18 protein-coding genes are annotated in these 19082 nt (G+C 60.7%); 12 read left to right on the top strand and 6 right to left on the bottom strand.

All coding sequences use genetic code 11. The features are described 5' to 3' along the window. Positions 1-67: 67 nt before the first annotated feature. Positions 68-3301, top strand: coding sequence for a glycoside hydrolase family 2 TIM barrel-domain containing protein (locus SAB01S_RS12280; RefSeq protein WP_062733357.1), 3234 nt, complete (start codon positions 68-70; stop codon positions 3299-3301). A gap of 23 nt (positions 3302-3324) precedes the next feature. On the opposite strand, the gene SAB01S_RS12275 is transcribed toward SAB01S_RS12280, so the two are convergent. Beyond that, complete coding sequence (locus tag SAB01S_RS12275) at positions 3325-4149, bottom strand: sugar phosphate isomerase/epimerase family protein (RefSeq protein WP_062733355.1); 825 nt, start codon at positions 4147-4149, stop codon at positions 3325-3327. A 206-nt stretch (positions 4150-4355) separates the two neighbouring features. Next, positions 4356-5090, bottom strand: a complete 735-nt coding sequence (locus tag SAB01S_RS12270) for a ThuA domain-containing protein (RefSeq protein WP_062733353.1) — start codon at positions 5088-5090, stop codon at positions 4356-4358. Between the two features lie 107 nt (positions 5091-5197). Between SAB01S_RS12270 and SAB01S_RS12265 the strand changes: the two genes are divergently transcribed. The 11 genes from SAB01S_RS12265 (at position 5198) to SAB01S_RS12215 (ending at position 14385) form a co-directional block, all read left to right on the top strand. Then, on the top strand, positions 5198-6406 hold the full coding sequence (locus tag SAB01S_RS12265) for a CaiB/BaiF CoA transferase family protein (RefSeq protein WP_062733352.1): 1209 nt from the start codon (positions 5198-5200) through the stop codon (positions 6404-6406). Beyond that, on the top strand, positions 6403-6765 hold the full coding sequence (locus tag SAB01S_RS12260) for a Zn-ribbon domain-containing OB-fold protein (RefSeq protein ID WP_062733350.1): 363 nt from the start codon (positions 6403-6405) through the stop codon (positions 6763-6765). The genes SAB01S_RS12265 and SAB01S_RS12260 overlap by 4 nt, the downstream gene beginning before the upstream one ends. Continuing rightward, positions 6762-7913, top strand: a complete 1152-nt coding sequence (locus tag SAB01S_RS12255) for an acetyl-CoA acetyltransferase (protein ID WP_062733348.1) — start codon at positions 6762-6764, stop codon at positions 7911-7913. Before SAB01S_RS12260 ends, SAB01S_RS12255 begins: the two co-directional genes overlap by 4 nt. Further along, positions 7910-8683, top strand: coding sequence for an enoyl-CoA hydratase-related protein (locus SAB01S_RS12250; protein WP_062733346.1), 774 nt, complete (start codon positions 7910-7912; stop codon positions 8681-8683). The genes SAB01S_RS12255 and SAB01S_RS12250 overlap by 4 nt, the downstream gene beginning before the upstream one ends. Positions 8684-8872: 189 nt before the next feature. Then, positions 8873-10051, top strand: coding sequence for an aromatic ring-hydroxylating oxygenase subunit alpha (locus tag SAB01S_RS12245; protein WP_245646476.1), 1179 nt, complete (start codon positions 8873-8875; stop codon positions 10049-10051). 144 nt (positions 10052-10195) lie between these two features. Further along, positions 10196-11113, top strand: a complete 918-nt coding sequence (locus SAB01S_RS12240; RefSeq protein ID WP_245646475.1) for an acyl-CoA thioesterase — start codon at positions 10196-10198, stop codon at positions 11111-11113. Between the two features lie 57 nt (positions 11114-11170). After that, positions 11171-11830 carry a TetR family transcriptional regulator gene (locus SAB01S_RS12235; RefSeq protein ID WP_245646474.1) on the top strand — a complete coding sequence of 220 codons (660 nt, stop codon included), beginning with the start codon at positions 11171-11173 and terminating at the stop codon, positions 11828-11830. A 46-nt stretch (positions 11831-11876) separates the two neighbouring features. Beyond that, positions 11877-12467 (top strand): nuclear transport factor 2 family protein, encoded by a 591-nt coding sequence (locus tag SAB01S_RS12230; RefSeq protein ID WP_062733343.1) that lies wholly within the window; start codon positions 11877-11879, stop codon positions 12465-12467. A gap of 144 nt (positions 12468-12611) precedes the next feature. Continuing rightward, positions 12612-13418 (top strand): SDR family oxidoreductase, encoded by an 807-nt coding sequence (locus SAB01S_RS12225; protein ID WP_062733341.1) that lies wholly within the window; start codon positions 12612-12614, stop codon positions 13416-13418. Continuing rightward, a complete protein-coding gene (locus tag SAB01S_RS12220) occupies positions 13415-13909 on the top strand; it encodes a VOC family protein (protein WP_062733340.1) in 495 nt (164 codons plus the stop codon). Before SAB01S_RS12225 ends, SAB01S_RS12220 begins: the two co-directional genes overlap by 4 nt. Next, the gene (locus SAB01S_RS12215) at positions 13906-14385 is read left to right on the top strand and encodes a MaoC/PaaZ C-terminal domain-containing protein (protein WP_062733338.1); all 480 of its coding nucleotides are present in this window, start codon (positions 13906-13908) and stop codon (positions 14383-14385) included. The genes SAB01S_RS12220 and SAB01S_RS12215 overlap by 4 nt, the downstream gene beginning before the upstream one ends. A 73-nt stretch (positions 14386-14458) precedes the next feature. On the opposite strand, the gene SAB01S_RS12210 is transcribed toward SAB01S_RS12215, so the two are convergent. From SAB01S_RS12210 to SAB01S_RS12195, 4 genes are read right to left on the bottom strand one after another with little or no spacing between them, the layout of a single operon-like run. Further along, a complete protein-coding gene (locus SAB01S_RS12210; protein ID WP_062733337.1) occupies positions 14459-15622 on the bottom strand; it encodes an acyl-CoA dehydrogenase family protein in 1164 nt (387 codons plus the stop codon). Between the two features lie 11 nt (positions 15623-15633). Continuing rightward, positions 15634-17052: a dihydrolipoamide acetyltransferase family protein gene (locus SAB01S_RS12205; RefSeq protein ID WP_062733335.1), complete on the bottom strand. Its 1419-nt coding sequence runs from the start codon at positions 17050-17052 to the stop codon at positions 15634-15636. Further along, on the bottom strand, positions 17049-18074 hold the full coding sequence (locus tag SAB01S_RS12200) for an alpha-ketoacid dehydrogenase subunit beta (protein WP_062733334.1): 1026 nt from the start codon (positions 18072-18074) through the stop codon (positions 17049-17051). Before SAB01S_RS12200 ends, SAB01S_RS12205 begins: the two co-directional genes overlap by 4 nt. 18 nt (positions 18075-18092) lie before the next feature. Further along, positions 18093-19067: a thiamine pyrophosphate-dependent dehydrogenase E1 component subunit alpha gene (locus SAB01S_RS12195; RefSeq protein WP_062733332.1), complete on the bottom strand. Its 975-nt coding sequence runs from the start codon at positions 19065-19067 to the stop codon at positions 18093-18095. Positions 19068-19082: the final 15 nt, after the last annotated feature.

Raw genomic sequence — 19082 nt, 5'->3', positions numbered from 1 at the left:
CAACTTGTCCTACAAATAGGGCGGTAACGAATGTCCGCCATAAATTGCCGGCTGGAGGGGGATGAGAATGCGCGCACGGATCAGGACGTTGGCGGCGATCAGTCTGGCCGCCCTGTCCGGCATGGCGATGGCGCAGGGTAACGCGCCGCAGGTGCAAGCGGTGCAGGTCGATCCATCGCGACCGGATTGGGAGAATCCGGCCATTTTCGCTATCGGCACCTTGCCTGCGCGCGCGACTGCCTTCCCGTTCGAGAGCCGCGAGACAGCGCTAATTGGCGACCGTTCCCGATCCCGCCGTTTTCTTTCGCTGAACGGCCCCTGGAAATTTGTCTTTTCGCCCGATGCAAACACATTGCCGGTAGGGTTCGAGCGCCCCGATTTCGACGTGTCGAGCTGGAAAACCATCCCTGTCCCGGCAGACTGGCAGGCGCAAGGGTATGACCAGGCCCGCTACAATAATATCACCTATCCCTTCCCCGCGAACCGGCCACTCATTCCCCATGCGACAAATCCGGTCGGGTCCTATCGCCGCGATATCGACATACCGGCGGGCTGGAGCGAGCAGGATATCGTGCTGCACATCGGCGCCGCCGGATCCGCTTATTATGTGTGGGTCAATGGCCAGAAGGTCGGCTATGCGCAGGACAGCAAATTGCCGTCAGAATTCGACGTCACTCGCTTCCTCCATCCTGGCCGCAACAGCATTGCCATCCAGGTCTATCGCTGGTCGGACGGCTCCTATCTGGAAGATCAGGATTTCTGGCGCGTATCCGGCATCGAGCGCGAGATTTTCCTCATGGCTGCCCCCAAGACGCGGGTGCGCGACTTCTTCGCGCATGCAGGGTTCGACGAAGTGTCCGGCGCGGGCATGCTGGCGGTCGATGTCGCCGTGACGCCGGGCGCGGCGACGAGCGCCCGCTATATCGTGATGGACGGGGCGCGGACCGTGCTGGAGGGGCAGCAGACGGTGCCCGCGGGCGATGCCGAGCGCAGCGTGACGCTGACCGGCCGATTAGAAAATGTGAAGCCATGGACAGCGGAGACGCCCAACCTCTACCGGCTGTTGGTCGAGCTTTATGATGCTAAGGGGCGTATCATTCAGTCCAGCGACGCGCAGATCGGCTTTCGCACGGTCGCGATCCGGAACGGCGTCGTCACCGTAAACGGCCGGCCGATCACCATTCGCGGCGTCAATCGCCACGAACATGATCCTGAAACTTTTCACGTCATCTCGCTGGAGTCGATGGAGCGCGACATCCAGTTGATGAAGCGCAACAATGTCAATGCGATCCGCACGTCCCATTATCCCAATGATCCGCGCCTTTACGACCTGGCCGATCGATACGGCCTTTATGTCATGGACGAAGCGAATATCGAGAGCCATGCCTATATGGACTATGGCAATCGGCACGGCGATCAGCGCGCGAAATATCAGATTGGTTTCGATCCGGCATGGAAGGACGCGCATGTCAGTCGCGTCGCCAACATGGTGGAGCGCGACAAGAATCATCCCTCCATCCTCTTCTGGTCGCTGGGCAACGAAGCGGGCATAGGCCCCAATTTCGCGGCGGCCGCCGCGACTGCAAAGGCCCGCGATCCCGACCGGCTGATCAGCTATCTGGGATGGGGCACATGGGACGGGATCGGCGACCATCGGCCCAATTTCTATGCCGATATCTACGCGCCCATGTACGACCCGGTCGCTAAGCTGGTCGACTATGCCACCAACTGGAATTTCAAGCAACCGATGATCCAGTGCGAATATGCCCATATGCAGGGCAATAGTGGTGGCAATCTTAAGGACTATTGGGACACCATCTACGCTCATCCCGACAAGCTGCAAGGTGGCTTCATCTGGGACTGGGTCGATCAATCCATGTATCGATACACCAAGGACGGCACGCGTTATTGGGGTGATGGCGGCGAATATGGTCCAAATCTGGGCGGAGACATAGAATTTGGCGACGGATTGCTCCAGTCCGATCGCACCCCCAACCCGGCACTCTATGAATTGCGAAAGGTCTATGCGCCCGTCCAATTCGACGGGTTCGACCCAGCCACGGGGCAAGTCACCATTCGTAACCGGCATGACTTCATCGATCTGGCGGGGTTCAGTTTCGATTGGGCGGTGATGGAGAATGGCGTCGAGGTCGCGCGCGGGGCGCTGGCGACACCGGACGTGCCGGCGCGCGGCGCGGTAGGGATGACGGTACCGATTGATGCCGTGCCACGCCGCACCGGATCGGAATATTTCGTGACGATCAACGTCCGGGCCAAGGCCGGCACCATCCCCCTGGTGGCCGCTGACACGCTGATGGGGTGGGAGCAATTTGCGCTGCAGCAAGGCGCCCCTGCCCTGCCCCCTGTCGTCGCAGGCCCGGTGGCAGTCCGCGATACGGGCGGGATAATTAGCCTGAGTGCCGGTGACGCCACGCTTGCCATCGAGCGGACGAGTGGGCTTGTGCGGGCCTACAGCAAAGGGGCACGCCTTCTGGCGCGCGGCGGCGAACCGCATTTCTGGCGAGCCGTCACCGACAATGATATCGGCATTGGCACAGCCAAGCAGTTAGCGGTCTGGAAGACGATGAGCGAACAGCGCAAGGTCGCCGCCATTCGGATTCTTCCAGCGCAAGGTGACGGCCGTTCTGTGGAAATACGCTATGCCCTCGGCGACGGCGCAGCGAACTTTACCAGTATCTATCGCATGGGTGGCGATGGATCCGTATCGGTCAGCGGCAAGCTTGAGCTGGTCAAGGACGACCTGCCACCCCCGTTCCGCATCGGTATGGCGTTCTCTGTGCCAAGCACCATGGACACGGTCCAATGGTACGGCCGTGGCCCGCATGAAAGCTATGTCGATCGCAAGACGTCTGCGCCAATTGGCTTGTGGCGCGGCGCGATTTCGGATCAGCATCACGACTATATCCGGCCGCAGGAAACGGGAAACAAGGTCGATGTTCGCTGGATGGAAATGTCAGGCGATGGCGCAGGGCTGCGCGTCCAAGGCGCACAGCCGATGATGATGAACGCACTCGCCTTTCCCTACAGCGATCTTGACCGACATGCGCCGGGAAGCTGGAAATCATCGGACATTCGCCCCCATGGCGACGGTACGCTGTTGATCGACGCGGCCCAATGGGGCGTGGGCGGCGACACCGCCTGGAGCGAGTTCGGCAAGCCCATGGCCGCTTATCGCACGGCCAGCAAGCCTTTGGGCTTCGCCTTTCGCTTCACCCCGTTTACCGGACCAGGCACCAGCCCCGAAAAGGCACTTCCAGCGAAGGCCACGCCGTCGGATTGAATATCAGCGCCCGTCTCTCCCGTTCACGCCTCCAAGGTCAGTACGGCTCGGCAGGCGTCAACGGCGTCTTGCGCGCGATCCAGGTCTGACTTTCCGGCCAGACGGTCAACCAGTCGCGGCACTTCCACCTCGACCAGCGCGACGCCCGGAAGCACGCGCATCAGATCATGAAGTGGCAGCGCGCCTTCGCCAGGCAATTGGCGTGTCTTGACGGCTTCTGCCCAGCGCTCATCGTCGGGACATTGCGCAGGACCGTCAGAAAGCTGGACATAGGAGACAAGATCGGCGTTCACGGCAGCATCCGAAACCGTATCACCGCCGCGAAAAAAATGCAGGGCGTCGCAGACCAGCGCGCCCTGCCCTGCTTGGCGTATGATATGGGCTGCATCATGGATCCCGCTGATGGCCGAAAAGGTCATGAATTCCAGTCCGGCGACAATCTCGAAGCGCTTCGCCAAAGCGGCAAAGGCAGCGAACCGCTCAATCGCCTGATCTATGTCGGCAATGTCATGAATATGAGCCGTTGCACGCGTCGCGCCTAAATGTGCGCCGACATCAAGTGCGCGTGCGAAAGCATCGGAATCCTCGCGACCATCGAGGGGGAAGACTTCGAGATTGGCCGCCGTCACCTGCGCATGCGCCATCTGCGCTCTGAGCGCCGGCACGTCACCGGCGGTAACGAGCGGATAGCGCCCCTGCGCGGCAGCGGGCACAAATGTGAAGAGGCAAATATGCGGGCAGCCTGTCCGCGCGGCAAGTTCAACAAGGCGCGCAGGGGTCGCGTCAAGAACCGTCAGCTGGTGCAGCGATAGCGCGCATGTTTCCCTTTTCGTCTTCGCTGCTTCCATGAAAACCACCTACGTCATATCGAAATAAAAAGACAGTCATGGATGTCTTTTTATTTTTCCTGCGCTAGGATGGCTACAGGGCAGGGCTGGCAAAAGCCCGCTGCCAAGGAGAGGCGCGTCATAAACCCTATGCTCACTGATCGATCACAGCATGTGCCTAAGGGCAGCGCGAAGAGGACAGCGGCGTATCATCAGCCCGTTATGCCTCACTCCTTGGCAGGATGTCCCCACGCTATGCCGCGGCGCAGAAGTTCATGAAAAATCGGATAATTCCAGGCGCAACGCTGTGGATGCGGCCAGAAATCGGCGACCGGCTGAAGATCATAATGGCCCCTGCAGTGCCCAAGCGTCAGATAAAGGATCGATCCTGCGCCGACGCGCCGTTCGTACAGGACGGGGACCTGCGCTTCATCCCAGTCGGCATCACGAAACTCGTCGCACTGGCCGGTGAAGGCCGTATGCAGCAGGATGTCGATATCACCTGTCCGGTGCGTCAGGTACAATTCGTCCTCGACGCGGAAATCCCTCAGTCCCTGCGTCATGGGATGGTCGCTTCGCGTGACGAAGACTTTGAATGGCGCGATCGGCGGATGGCCGCCAAAGCGTGTACCCAGAAGGTTGCTGAAGGCGGGCACCAGATCGGGTGTGTCGACAACACCGTCCTGCCCGAAACGCAGCACTGCATTGGTTCCATGCAGTGCAAGCCAGCGCCCGCCGCGACGCAGGAACGTGTCGAGAGCGGCGATCTGCGTGTCGTTTTCAGGAAGCAGGTCGCAGGTATAGGTGATCAGCAGATCGCTGGCAGCCAGACTAGCCGTGTCCGCATAGTCCGACGCCACCGACGTGCGGATATGTGGCTGTTCGGCAAGGAGTTTGAGCAGTTCCAGACGCGCAAAGTCAATGTCGTGAAATTTGCCGGCGGCGATCAGATGGACGTGCATTGCGATCAAATCCCCTCTTCCCTGTGCGCCTATGCGCATGTGCGGGCGAGGGTAGGACCGATAATCAGGATGGCAACAAGGGAGTTGAAGATGAGGAAGGTCGCGGCATGAGCGGACGTGCGCAAGGACCTCTGGCGGGTGTCCGTGTGCTCGACCTGACCAGCGTGCTGATGGGGCCTTATGCCACGCAGATCTTTGCCGATCTGGGCGCGGACGTGATCAAGGTCGAAAGCCCGCAGGGGGATACCACGCGGTTCATCCCCCCCGGGCCGGACGCTGCGCGCGGCGCCATGTTCCTGAACGTCAACCGGGGAAAGCGATCCATCGTCATGGACCTGAAACAGCCGGCAGCGCGCGCTGCTCTGCTCACTCTCGCCAAAAGCGCGGATGTCTTCATTCATTCGATGCGGGCGAGCGCGATGGAGCGGCTGAATCTGACGTATGAGTCGATCAGCGCAGTCAATCCGCGCATCATCTATGCCAATCTCTACGGATTTGCCCGCAACGGCCCCTATCGCGATCATCCCGCTTATGACGACATCGTCCAGGCCGCATCGGGCATCGTCGATTTGCAGGCCCGATTGTCTGGGGGCCAACCGACCTATGCGGCGACCGTGATCGCCGACAAGGTCGCGGGTCTCACCGGCGCCTATTCCGTGATGGCGGCGCTTTACGCGCGCGAAAAGACCGGGACCGGACAGGAAATCGAAGTGCCCATGTTCGAAACCCTGGTGTCCTTCACCATGGTCGAGCATTTGTGCGGATCGCTGTTCCAGCCACCAATGGGACCACCCGAATATCCCCGCGCCACATCGGCCGCGCGTCGACCCTATCAGACATCCGACGGGCATATCGGGGTGATGATCTACAACGACAAACATTGGCGCGCTTTTTTCGAAGAGCTGGGCCACCCTGACTGGTCGACCGATCCGATCTTCGCATCCATGCGCACCCGAACCGAAAATATCGGTGCAGTGCTGGCGCGTGTTGCCGATGTGATGATCACGCGGACGACGGACGAATGGATGGCGCTGTTCAGGCGCGCGCATATTCCCGCCACCCCCATTGCGACTCTGACCGATCTGCTGAAGGATCCGCATCTGGACCAGACCGGGTTCTGGCAGGAACGCCAGACTGAGCTTGGCACTTTGCGCTTCCCGGGCATACCGACTCATTTTTCCCAGACGCCCGGCGCGATTGGCGATCCAGGGCCGTCTCTGGGCGAGCAGAGCGAGGAAATTTTGCGCGAAGCTGGGTTTAGCGAGGCAGATGTCACGGCGTTGAAGGATGCCGGAGCAATCGGGGCCTTAGCATGACGGGGCCGGAAGAGCTGTGGCGAGATGCTCTGGCCAATGGACGGTTTCTCTTGCAGCGCACAGATGATGGCCAAGCCGTTTTCCCGCCCCGCGCCGTAGCGCCGGGTTCCGGCACCCCGCTGGAATGGATCGAGGCATCGGGCCGCGGCACCATCTACAGCGTGTCCTGGATATATCCGCGTCCCCCTGCCCCACCCTATCATGTCGCATTGATCACGTTGGATGAGGGCGCGCGGTTGATGAGCCGTGTGCTTGATGCGACGCCCGAAGCGCTCGCCATCGGGCAGCGGGTGAAGGCATTTATTGGCGAGAGTGATGGCGCACCGCTGCTGCTGTTTCGACGGGAGCAGGAGGAATGAGCGATAACTTCCCCCGGGGGCGCGCCGCCATTGCGGGGCTGGCGACGTTCGGGATCGGCGAGAAGCCGGGCTATTCCGCCATGGAACTGACCGCAGAGGCAGCGACGCGCGCCGTCGCCGACGCAGGATTGACGCTGGGCGACGTCGACGCGCTGTTCATATGTCAGCCCGACGATTTTTTTGCCGGCCTGTCATTCGCCGAGCATCTGGGCATGCGACCGGCTTATACAGACAATAACCGGACGGGCGGTTCCGCCTTCATGAGCCACATGGCGGTTGCGGCGATGATGCTTGATTGCGGCTATATCGACTGCGCGCTGATCGCTTATGGATCCAACCAGCGGAGCGCGGGCGGGAAGCTGGCGACCCGCATTACCCACAATCAATGGGATGCGCCCTATGCCCCGCTTTTCCCCGTCACCAGCTATGCGCTCGCAGCGGCGCGGCACATGCACGATTATGGCACCACCCGCGCGCAAATGGCATCGGTGGCGCTGGCGGCGCGGGCATGGGCAAATACCAATCCCGAAGCCTTTGCACGTGGCCCGCTCACTTTGGAAGACTGCTTGGCCGCGCGAATAATCAGTTCGCCCATTTCGACCCGCGACTGCTGCCTCGTCACCGACGGGGCGGCGGCGATCGTCATGACGCGCACGGACCGCGCCCGCGACCTCGCCCAACCACCGGTGCCGTTGCTCGGCGCTGCGGCGGCGACCTGGTGGAACGCCATCGCGCAGGCAGACGATGTGACGGTCACGGCGGCGCGGGAATCGGGTGCCCGCGCGATGGCGATGGCGGGCGTGAAGCCGGCTGACATAAAAGTCGCCCAGCTTTACGACGCCTTCACCATCAACACGATCCTCTTCCTTGAGGATCTGGGATTTTGCGCCAAGGGAGAGGGCGGTCCGTTTGTCGAAAGCGGTTCGATCGCGCCGGGCGGGTCGATTGCCGTCAATACCAACGGCGGTGGCCTGTCCTGTTGTCATCCCGGCATGTACGGCCTGTTCGCGATCATCGAAGCCGCGCGTCAGATCCGGGGCGACGCAGCCAATCAGCAGCCTGGAACGCATGTCGCGCTGGCGCATGGCAATGGCGGCACGCTGTCGTCCCAGGCCACCGTCATTCTGGGGAGCCTGGACAGCCTATGACGCACACAGGACTTCTGATCGAACGGCGCGGACCTGTCTGTTTGCTCACGATCAATCGCGACGCCGTTCGCAATGCTCTCGACGCGGCGACGGCGAGGGCGCTGGACGAAGCCGTCACGCAGGCCGAAGCCGATCCCTCCATCGGTGCGATCCTGCTGACCGGCGCAGGCGACCGGGCATTTTGTTCGGGCATGGACATCAAGGAGGCTGCCCGCATGGGCGCTGGCCACGGGCTGGTGCCAGGCAGGGGTTTTGGAGGTTTGACCGAAAGACGGCGGACCAAACCACTGATCGCGGCTGTCAATGGCGCTGCTGTGGCTGGCGGGTTCGAGATCGTTCTGGCGTGCGATCTCGTTTTTGCTGCCGATCATGCGATGTTTGGCCTGACCGAAGTCAAACGGGGATTATTTGCCTTTGCTGGCGGCATCCAGCGCCTGGCAAGACAAATGCCTCGCGCCAGCGCACTGGCGATGATCATGACCGGCGAATTGGTGCCGGCTCAGCGCCTCTATGACCTGGGGATCATCACAGAGGTTGTTCCGCACGCGCTATTATTGGATCGCGCCCTGCACGTCATTGGAACCATGCTGGACAATGACTGGCAGGCCATAAACAACGGCCGGCAGCTTTATGAGTTGTCCGCCGGCATGGAGGTCAACCATGCGCTTGCCCTTGGGAACGCATGGGGGAAGGCCACTCTCGACAGCGCAGCAAGCCGCGCGGGCATAGCGGCCTATGCAGGCCTGCCCGACAAACATTCCGACGCATAAAAAAGACAATCATGGTTGACTGTTTTATTGTTGCGTCTAGGATGATCCTATTACAGCAAGTGGCCGGATTCGGCGCGCAAAGGATGACGTACAGACGTCGGCTACGGTGCCGGCCAGTCTGAATTTTGGGAGAGAAGAGCGATGCTGGATCTGGCAGCGGATCAGAGGCCCGCAAATGATTTCGCGCGCATGGAGTATGAGCGCGATCGCAAATCGCCTCCGGAGGGTTTTCCCAAACTCCCTGACATTCCTGGGTCGCGCTACACAGATGCTGAATTTTTGCGGCTGGAACGCGAACTGATGTGGGATCGCGCCTGGCTTTATGCGGGGCACACCGACCAACTGCCCAATCCAGGAAGCTGGTTCCTGACACGCAATTCCGGTGCGCCTATCATTGTCACGCGCACGCTGACTGGTGAAATCAAGGCATTTTACAATACCTGCCAGCATCGTGGCGCTCCGCTTGTCACGGAAGAGGCTGGCGAAAGCCGCGGCTTTGTTTGTGGCTATCATGGCTGGAGCTACACGCTGGATGGCAAATTGACTGCGGTCCGCGACAAACGGGATTTTGTCGATCTCGACTTTTCCTGCAGGTCGCTGGTGCAGGTGCGCTGTGAACTGCTGGGAACGCTGATCTTCATCAATCGCGATGCCGATGCCCAGCCTTTGATAGAACATATCGGACCGATGGCGGCGCAGTTGGAACAGTTCGAACTGGATAAGCTGCGACTGGTCGACAGTCGCAGCTATGAGGTGGATTGCAACGTCAAGGTTCTGCTCGACGCATTTCTGGAGGTCTATCACCTCAAATCCATCCACATCGATACCGTAGATCGTTTCCTTGATCATCGGGCGATGATCGTGACGTTGTGGCCCAATGGGCACAGCCGCATGGCTACCCCGAACCGCAAACCCGATTGGGTGGATCCAGGAACCATTGGGATGCCGGAAATCCCGTCAATCACGGAGTTTCCGGCCAAGAATAATGTAAGCTATCAGATTTATCCCAATTTCGTGATGCCGCCCGCGCCCACAGGCATCCCTATCCTGCAATTCTGGCCGCTTGGGCCAAAACGAACACGTGTCGTATCCAGCTGGCTGGCGCCCGAGCATGATCCGGAAAATCCGCACCCGCTATGGCCCACCCGCCTGTCCAACTGGGAGCGCATCTTGTACGAAGATTTGCAATATGCGCCCCAAATACAGGAGTCCCTGGAGAGCCCTGGCTTTAAAGGCATACCGCTCAACTATCAGGAACGGCGTCTCTATCATTGGCATGAGGAACTGGATCGCCGGATTGGCCTCAACCGCGTGCCAGAGCATGCGCGGGTAGAGCAGGTGCTGAGCGACTGGGTGCAGCGCGAGTGAAAGCGAAGCGGCGAATAATGTGCACCGCAGATGGACACGCGAATGGCCGCTCTGGGGCTTGACCGGCACGCTGTGGTTCCGCGCCCGCTTTTAGTGGATCGCTATGGCGATGCTGCGCTGATACAGGTCCGGTCCCAACAAACTTTGGAAGAACCGACCCTGGCCCAGCGCTCCCCCTACCCTGACGATCCCGAGATCGAACGGCGCGACGCCTTCGCCTTTGAAACGATCGGCGAAGACCGGTTTCGGGTCGCGCCCGTCAAGAGCGGCCTTCTACGCCTGTTTGGCGGCGCGGTCGTGTCGCAAAGTCTTGCGGCGGCCCAGCAGACCGTGCCGCCCGACAAGATCGCCCACAGCCTCCATGCCTATTTTCTGAAACCTGGCCTGACGGATCGACCGGTCGATTTTGCGGTGACACGAGAAAGTGACGGCCGCAGCTTCGCCAACCGTTTGGTGCGGATGACGCAGGACGGCGTCCCGATCGTCAACTTGATGGCGTCGTTCAAACTGCGCGAACGTGCCCCGCATTTCAGCGTGACAATGGCCGATGTGCCACCACCTGAAAAATTGCCGAAGCTGGATGATCTGATCGCCGCCTATGGCGACAGGCTGCCAGAACGGCATCGGCCATTCTGGCAGCGCCGGCAAATGTTTGACTGGCGCCCGGTCGAACAATTTCGATTTGACGAGCGCGATACCGGTCCGGCCAGACGATCCATGTGGTTCAGACTGAACGGCACCGAAAATGGGGGAACAGCAGTGCAACAGCGACTGCTGGCCTATGCGTCCGACATGCACATATTCCATACCGCGCTGGCGCCGCTCGGGATGGGATGGGCGAATGATTTTCTACAAAGCAGCAGTCTGGACCACGCGATCTGGTTCCATGATGATTTCCGCGTCGATGAGTGGATGCTCTACGTGATGGACAGTCCGGCCGCATCGGACGCCGTAGCTCTGGGGCGCGGCCATATATTCCGGCGAGACGGGCAGATCGTGGCGACGGTCAGTCAGCAGGGGCTGGCACGCATGCTGGACGACAGGCGGGAAGGCAAATTGTAGGAAAGCGAGCCGCCATGCCCTTTTTGCTGGCGACCCGTCATGGATGGAGCAACGGATTTGGCGACAGCACATGACCGACGGCGGGACGTCGCCATCCGATCGGGGGCCGACGAAAAAGCGGCATCCGCCAGTCCAACACGCCAGGCACTCAAAAGCGCGCAGACACGCGGCAAGCTGATCGATGCGACCATCCGATGCCTGGTCAAGGTTGGCTATTCTGGGACCACAACGCCGCTGGTTGCCATGGAAGCGGGCATGTCGCGAGGCGCGATGCTGCATCATTTCGACAATAGCGCAACGCTTATCCGTGCCACGGTCGTCGAACTGCATGAGCGCCGCCTGCGCGCGTTCCGCCGAACGTCGGAAACATCGCAACACGACCCCGCATCCATGATCAGCGCCTATTGGAAGCAGACGCAAAAGCCAGCCTTTGCTGCCTTTCAGGAATTGGCCATGGCCGCGCGGACCAATGCCGAACTGGCCAAGATCATGCAGGTGGTACAGGTCGAATATCGCGAGCGGTTCAACACCGAAGCCTTTGCGCTATTTCCCGAATGGCGGGATGCGCCGGCCCGTTTCGCACAAGCGATGGCGCTTTCGCAGACGCTGATCGAGGGTATGGCGATGAGCATTATGACCGGTGCGCTGGATGAAGCGATGGTCCCGCCGCTGCTCAAAATGCTGGAAGAACAGATCCGGGCGATGCGGCCAGCCTGAGCGCCGATATTGCGCCAGGAGGGCGACGTGGGGAGAGGACCAGAACATGCCGACATTTGAAGAGCGGATCGCGCGCCTGGAGGCGGAATCGCAGATCCGGCAGCTGATTGCTCGCTATAGCTTCACGATCGACGATCGCGACCTTGACGCCCTGCGCGCGCTGTTTGTTGAGGATGCCATCCTCACATCCCGGGACGGTGTCATGAATGCGTCGGGAATCGACGCCATCATGGCGCAATATCATGGGCGGTTTGATGTTTTGGGTCCGGGCCAGCATGTCATGCACGACGTTCAGATCGATTTTTCAGACGATTGCACCGATGAAGCCACAGGGCGGGTGAGCGGTCATGCCGAATTGTGGCGCGCCGACCAGATGATGGTGGCCGCCCTCCGCTATGACGACACATACCGCAGCACAACGGACGGATGGAAATTTGCGCGGCGCACGATCGGGTTCCTCTATTATGTGCCGGTCGCCGATTATCCCGGTATTTTGTCCAATCCCTTGCGCAATCGCGCCTATACAACAGCACGGCCCGCTGATTTTCCAGAACCGCTGCCAAGTTGGAAAAACTATCATAAAAAACGAAATTGTGCGGTCGAAACCACGTCCTCCGTGCATAGAAAGCCGTCATGAAATAACCATCAGTGTTGACTGTTTTATTGTGACCGATAGGATCGGCAGCCTAAACGACCAGCGTCCTCAAAGATGAGCGCTTCGTTACTGCGGCAGATCAAGAAGCAGGATGGGCAGAAAACCTGTCCGTTACAGGAGAGTGATATGGGCCATCTGGCAGGGAAGACCGCCGTCGTCATGGGCGCGGCAAACCGGGGCAACATGGCCCAGGTCATCGCCCGTAAGCTGCGATCGGATGGCGCCGACATCATCGTAGCCGGGCGCAAGGCCGAGGAATTGGAACGCTTTGCCAGGGAGATTGGCGGGCTGGCGGTGAGCGATTGCGACATGACCAATGAAGGCGATCTGGCCCGACTGGGTGAGACAGCGAAAAACGCGCATGGCGGCGTTGATATCGCCGTCAACGCAACAGGTTGGGGACTGCTCAAGCCCTTTCTGGATACCAGCAAGGCCGACATAGAGCAGATGACCGCGTTGCAATTTACCGGCGCGCTCCTTTTCTATCAGGCGATGCTGCGCGTGATGCGCGATGGCGGATCGTTGATCCAGATTTCCTCCGCGACGGCGTCAATCATGCTGGAGGATCATGCCGCCTATATGGGCACGAAAGCCGGCGCCGATCATGTCATACGGTGCATCGCCAATGAATTTGGCCATCGGGGCATTCGCGCCAATTCAGTTGCGCCCGGGTTCACCGCGACGCCGATGACGGAAAAAGCGGCAAAGAACGCCGCCATCATCGATACCTTCGCAAAGGAATACCCACTCGGGCGGGTGGGCACCAGCGAGGACATTGCCGAAGCCGTTTCATGGCTGGCGGGCGACGCTTGTTTCATGACCGGCCAGACACTGCAAGTGAATGGCGGGCTGACGCTGCGCCGAAATCCGACCAATGCGGAGATCATGACTGCTGTCAAACAGGCAAGGATGGCCGAGGCGCAGGCGCGGTGATCCGGGGCGTCCATCATCTCGCCATTTCGACAGCCGATCTTGATCGGTTCGTCGATCATTATGAACGCTGGTTCGGCTTCGAACGGGCCGGCGCGGAAGGCGGATGGCAGCCCGGCAATGAGCGGATCGATCAGATGGTCGGACTAAAAGATAGCAGCGCGCGCTATCAGATGATTCGCCTCGGCAATCTGCATATCGAAGTCTTCCAATATGACAGCAACGATCCGCGGACGGTTCACCCGCGCATGTGCGATCGCGGCATTACCCACCTGTGCCTTTATTGCGACGATGTGATCGCCGAATATGAGCGGCTTTCGCGCCTTGGCATGGAATTCCATTGCCCGCCCGGCGGATCGGCGGCGACCCGCGCGACCTACGGCCGGGATTGTGACGGCAATGTCGTCGAATTGCTGCAAATCGTCGATGCCGGCTGCGGCTTCGGGTTCGAAACGATCGCCATGCCGTCGGCCAGGAACGGGGAGGCGATATGACAAAGAGATATGCCGCCGCCCGCCCCCATCGCCGGTTCGAAGACCTGACGGTTGGGGAAAGCCGCCGTTCAACGTCCCGCACGGTCACATTGGAGGAGATTGTCGATTTTGCGCGGCAATATGACCCGCAATGGTTTCACACCGACCCGGAACGCGCTAAACAATCCGTCTTCGGCGAAGTGGTCGCGAGCGGCATTCATGTGCTAGCGCTGTGGCGACAGATGGATCATGAGATAAACAGCGACATCGACTGGGTTTGTGGCATCGGATGGGACGAACTTCGTCTCAAACGCGCGATCAGGGCCGGCGACACCATTCACGTCACTAGCCGGATCGTCAGCCTGAATCCGTCGGCGACGCGAGCCGACCGGGGGACTGCGATGACGCGCTATGCCGTTGTGCTGGACGACGGCACCGAAGCCGTCACCTTCACCAGCATCAACCTGGTCTACACGCGCGCCGCCCAAGAGCACTGATTACATCCGAAGATTTGCACAACCGGGCATTCCACGTTTACGAGATTAAAACCTCACATCGCGACGCGGTCATTCAGCGCCGCTGATCGAAACGCCGACCAAGCATAGCGCCCGCGATATTCACTTTCTGAATGTCGATAGCCCCGCCGGCAATGCCCCAGCCCCAGCTGTCTCGCAGCCGGCGCTCCATCGGAAAATCCTTCGAATAGCCATAGGCGCCCATCAATTGCATGGCGTCGCCTGTGACTTCGCGGGCAATCGTGTTGGCGAAGCATTTGCCAGTTGAGCTGTGCAAGACAGACGGAAGCCCGTCCTCCGCAAGAGACGCCGCCCGCCATATCAGCAGCCGCGCGGCCTCCACCTTCATCTGCATTTCAGCGAGTTTGAGTTGCACCGCCTGAAATTCCGCGATCGGTCTTCCGAACTGCTTGCGCTCCAGCACATAGGCGCTCACATCCTCCAATGCCCCTGACGCCTGCGCCAGCGACATGGTCGCATTGCCGCATCGCTCCAGATCGAAAGCCTCCATCAACTTCTTGAAACCGCCGTCAGCGGGCACGATGATATTGTCGACTGGCACCTCGCAATCGTCGAAATGCAGATCGGACGAGGGAATGCCCCGGAAACCCATCAGCTGCTCATTCGGCCCGAAACTGAGGCCGGGCGTGTCCTTCTCGACCAGAACCGCTCCAATACCTTTCGCGCCCGGCGCGTCCGACAGCCGACAATAAACGACATAGGCATCCGCGTGTCCACCGCCGGAGCACCAGCGTTTCGTCCCGTTGATAATGACACGGTCGCCACGGATGGTCCCGCTCGTCTTGAGATCGGTGAGGGCGCTGCCGGCGTCGGGTTCGGACATCGACACAGCCACCACCAGTTCGCCTGCGCATACGGCCGGAACAATCCGCTTACGCAAATTGTCCGACGCAAAATGTTCAATCGCGCGCACCGGCCCGACCGAGGATTCAAATACCGGAAATCCAACAGCTGACGAGATTTTGCCGAATTCTTCAAGAACGATCAGCGCTTCGATATTGCCAAGGCCAAGCCCGCCCAGATCGCTCGACACATTGATGCCAAGAAAGCCGAGTTCCGCATAGCGTTTCACCAAATCGCGGCTTGGCGGTCGGTTATCCCGCTCCAGCTCTGCGGCGATAGCGGGTAATTCGGCGCGAGCAAAGGCGCGAGCGGCTTCCTGAAGCTGACGCTGGTCGTCGGTAAGCTGAAAATGCATCGTTCGCGCCTCTAGAGCAAATGGGGTTGTTCGATCAGCTTGGCGAGAGCAGCCATGAAACGGCCGCCATCCGCCCCGTCGATCGCGCGATGGTCGCAGGACAATGACAGGTGGAGCACCGGCACGATCCGGATTGCGCCATCGTCGTCGACCGGCTCGGGGCGCGCCGCGCCCACCGCCAGTATCGCGCCCTGGGGCGGGTTGATGATGGCGTCGAACTGCTCGACGCCAAAGCCGCCCAGATTGGAAATGGAAAAGCTGCCTCCGGTAAACTCCTCCGGCCGCAATTTTCCGGTTCGCGCGCGCTGGGCGAGCGATGCCATGCGGCCATGTATGTCGGTCAGGGACAGGTCGTCAGCGCCAAACAGGATGGGCGTAACAAGGCCTCGGTCAGTCGCGACGGCGACGGCGATGTCAGCGCCGGAAAACCGATGCATCTCCTTGTCATGGACCTGGATATTCAGTGCGGGCACTTCCATCAAGGCAAGCGCACAGGCACGGATGAGAAAGTCATTGACGCTTGGCCGCTCCCCCTGGATTGCGCCACGCAACGCAAGCAGTCGATCCGCACGCACACGCCGACGGACGTAAAAATGGGGTATCTGCTGCTTCGCCTCCGTCAGGCGTCGCGCGATAGTGCGGCGCATTGATGACATGGGGACGACATCGAAGTGCGCCGCGTGGTCTCCCGCAGGCGCAGCCGACATATCCGGTGCAGGGGGTGAAGGGGCCTCCGCGCCTGTCTGCTTCAGGACCGCCAGGACATCGTCACGCTTCACCTTGCCGCGCGCCCCCGACCCGGCAACTGACGACAGGTCAACGCTGTTAAGCGCGGCCAAGCGCCGGGCAACCGGCGTCGACAGGACCGAGCTAGGCGGCGTTGCGGGGAACGGACCCGCGAGGCTGACCGATGGGGACGGATAGGCCGTCTGATGCACGTCCTGCGCAAAGACCCGGCCATTGCGACCCGACCCCTGAACCTGTGCCAAGTCAACGCCAAGCCGCCGCGCCTCCTGAATGGCAGTCGGGCTTGCCAATGCCGGATCAATGTCTGTCGCTGCTGCGTCCGATGTAGCGGGCGGCGCAGATGGCGGACTGGGGGTCGATGACGCCTCGGGATCAAACCCCGATTCCGAAGGGCGAAACGATGCGACCAAGGCGTCGATTTCCGCTGCACTGGCTTCACCGCCATCACTGAGCACGGCCAGCAAGGCACCCACCGGATAGCTTTGCCCGGCCTCTGCGATGATCCGCACGAAACGGCCGTCCTTCTCGGCCTCGACCTCGTTGGTGATCTTGTCGGTTTCGATAAGCGTCAGGACCGTGCCCCTGGTGAAGGGCGCGTTTTCGGCCACCATCCATTCGGCGATTGTGCCCTCTGCCATTTCGATCCCCCATTTGGGCATCGTGAAGGGCGTGAGCGTCGTCATTGGCCACTCCTCCCGGGGAAGGCCAGAACGCGCCGAACTGCATCCTCTATCTTTTGCGGCGATGGCACCCATGCCCGCTCCAGTGATCGCGCAAAGGGCACGGGGCTATGAGGTGCCGTCACCATGGCCGGGGGGGCTTTGAGGCTGGTGAAAGCGCGTTCGGTCACCATCGCGGCAATATCGGCCGCAAGGCTGCACCGGGGCGGGCTTTCATCGACCACGATTAATCGACCGGTTTGCTCAACCGACTCCAGAATCGCATCTTCATCAAGCGGGCTGGTGGTCCGTAGATCCAGCAGGTCGACGCCAATCCCGTCGACGGCCAGCTTGTCCGCCGCCTTTTCCGAGAAATTCACCATGCGGCCGCATGCAACGATGGTGGCGTCGCCCCCTTCACGCACGACCCGCGCTTCCCCGAAACGCTGGCGATGGTCGCCATCTGGCACTTCGCCCTTCACGCCATAAAGCGTCTTGTGCTCGAAAAACATGACCGGATCATCGCCGCGCAGCGCCTCTGTCAAAAGGCCCTTCGCGTCCGCCGGGGTCGTAGGAAGAACGACCTTGAGGCCGGGCATCGCCGTCAACATGGCGTAGACCGACTGGCTATGCTGCGCGGCGGTCTGCATGCCCGCGCCATAGACAAGCCGAACGACCGCGGGGCACCGGGCCTTACCGCCGAACATATACCGGAATTTCGCCATCTGATTCCAGATTTGATCCAGGCTGACGCCGACGAAATCCGCAAACATCAATTCGGCGACTGGACGCTTGCCCGATAGAGCGGCGCCTGCAGCCGCGCCGATGATCGCGCTTTCGCTGATCGGCGTGTCAATCACGCGTTCCGGACCGAACTTGGCCCACAAGCCGGGGCTGGTTCCCCAGATGCCGCCGATGGCTTCGGGGCCGCCAGCCGTACCATTGCCGCCTACGACATCTTCCCCGAGAAGAAGAATGTCGGGATCGCGCTCCATCTCCGCATGTAGGGTAGCGACGATCGCCTCGCGGATGTTCATGATGGCCATCTGCCTCTCCCCTCTAGCTTAGAAATAGTCAGCGTAAACGTCGTCGGCGACGTTCGCGGGATCAGGTTCGGCATCGGCGCGCGCCTGCGCCACGGCGTCGTCAATCAATGCGGCGACGTCCTCATCCACCTGATCAAGCGCTGCGTGCGTCACCGATCCTTCCATGCGCACCTTTTCCCGAAAGGCGGTCAGGCAGTCGCGTTCAGCGCGGATTCGATCAAGTTCGCCCTTGCCGCGATAACGCTGGGGATCGCCTTCGAAATGGCCGAAATAGCGTTCGGTATCGAGTTCGATCGCTGCCGGGCCATTCCCGCCACGAACATGCTCCAGCAATTCGGCAAAGGCGTCATAAGTGGAAAAGAAATCGCAGCCGTCCGCGCGCCATGCACGCATGCCGAACGCCTCGGCGCGGCTGGCGATGTCGTCTGCCGTCCCGACAGCATAGGCGTCACCTGTATGTTCGGAATAATGATTATTTTCAAAGACGAAGATGGCCGGCGCTTTGGTCACGACCGCAAGGTTCATCGCTTCGAACGTCGTACCCTGGTTACAGGCGCCATCGCCGGAAAAGGCAACCCCGACCCGCCCCTTACCGTCGATGCGCGCCGCCAGCGCCGCCCCCACAGCCTGGGGGGCGCCTCCGCCGACGATGCCATTTGCGCCCAGCATGCCGACATCCAGGTCCGCGATATGCATGGAGCCGGCCCGCCCCTTACACAGGCCGCCAGCGCGGCCATATATCTCCTTCATCATGCCGATGACATCGCAGCCCTTGGCGATACAATGGCCATGTCCGCGGTGGGTGGATACAATCTTGTCCTCGGTCGTCAGTTGCATGCAGATGCCGACGGCAACCGCCTCCTGACCAGCGTAGAGATGTGTGAAGCCGCCGATCTCTCCGGTCTTGATTTCATCGTGCAACCGCTCCTCGAACAGCCGGATCGTTTTCATCTGGCGGTAAGCGTGCAGCAACTGATCGCTGTCGAGCGGCATGAGGCTTTTCCTTTT

Source organism: Sphingobium abikonense NBRC 16140 (assembly GCF_001598335.1).
Classification (GTDB): Bacteria; Pseudomonadota; Alphaproteobacteria; order Sphingomonadales; family Sphingomonadaceae; genus Sphingobium; species Sphingobium abikonense.
This window is presented reverse-complemented; position numbering and strand designations above follow the sequence as displayed.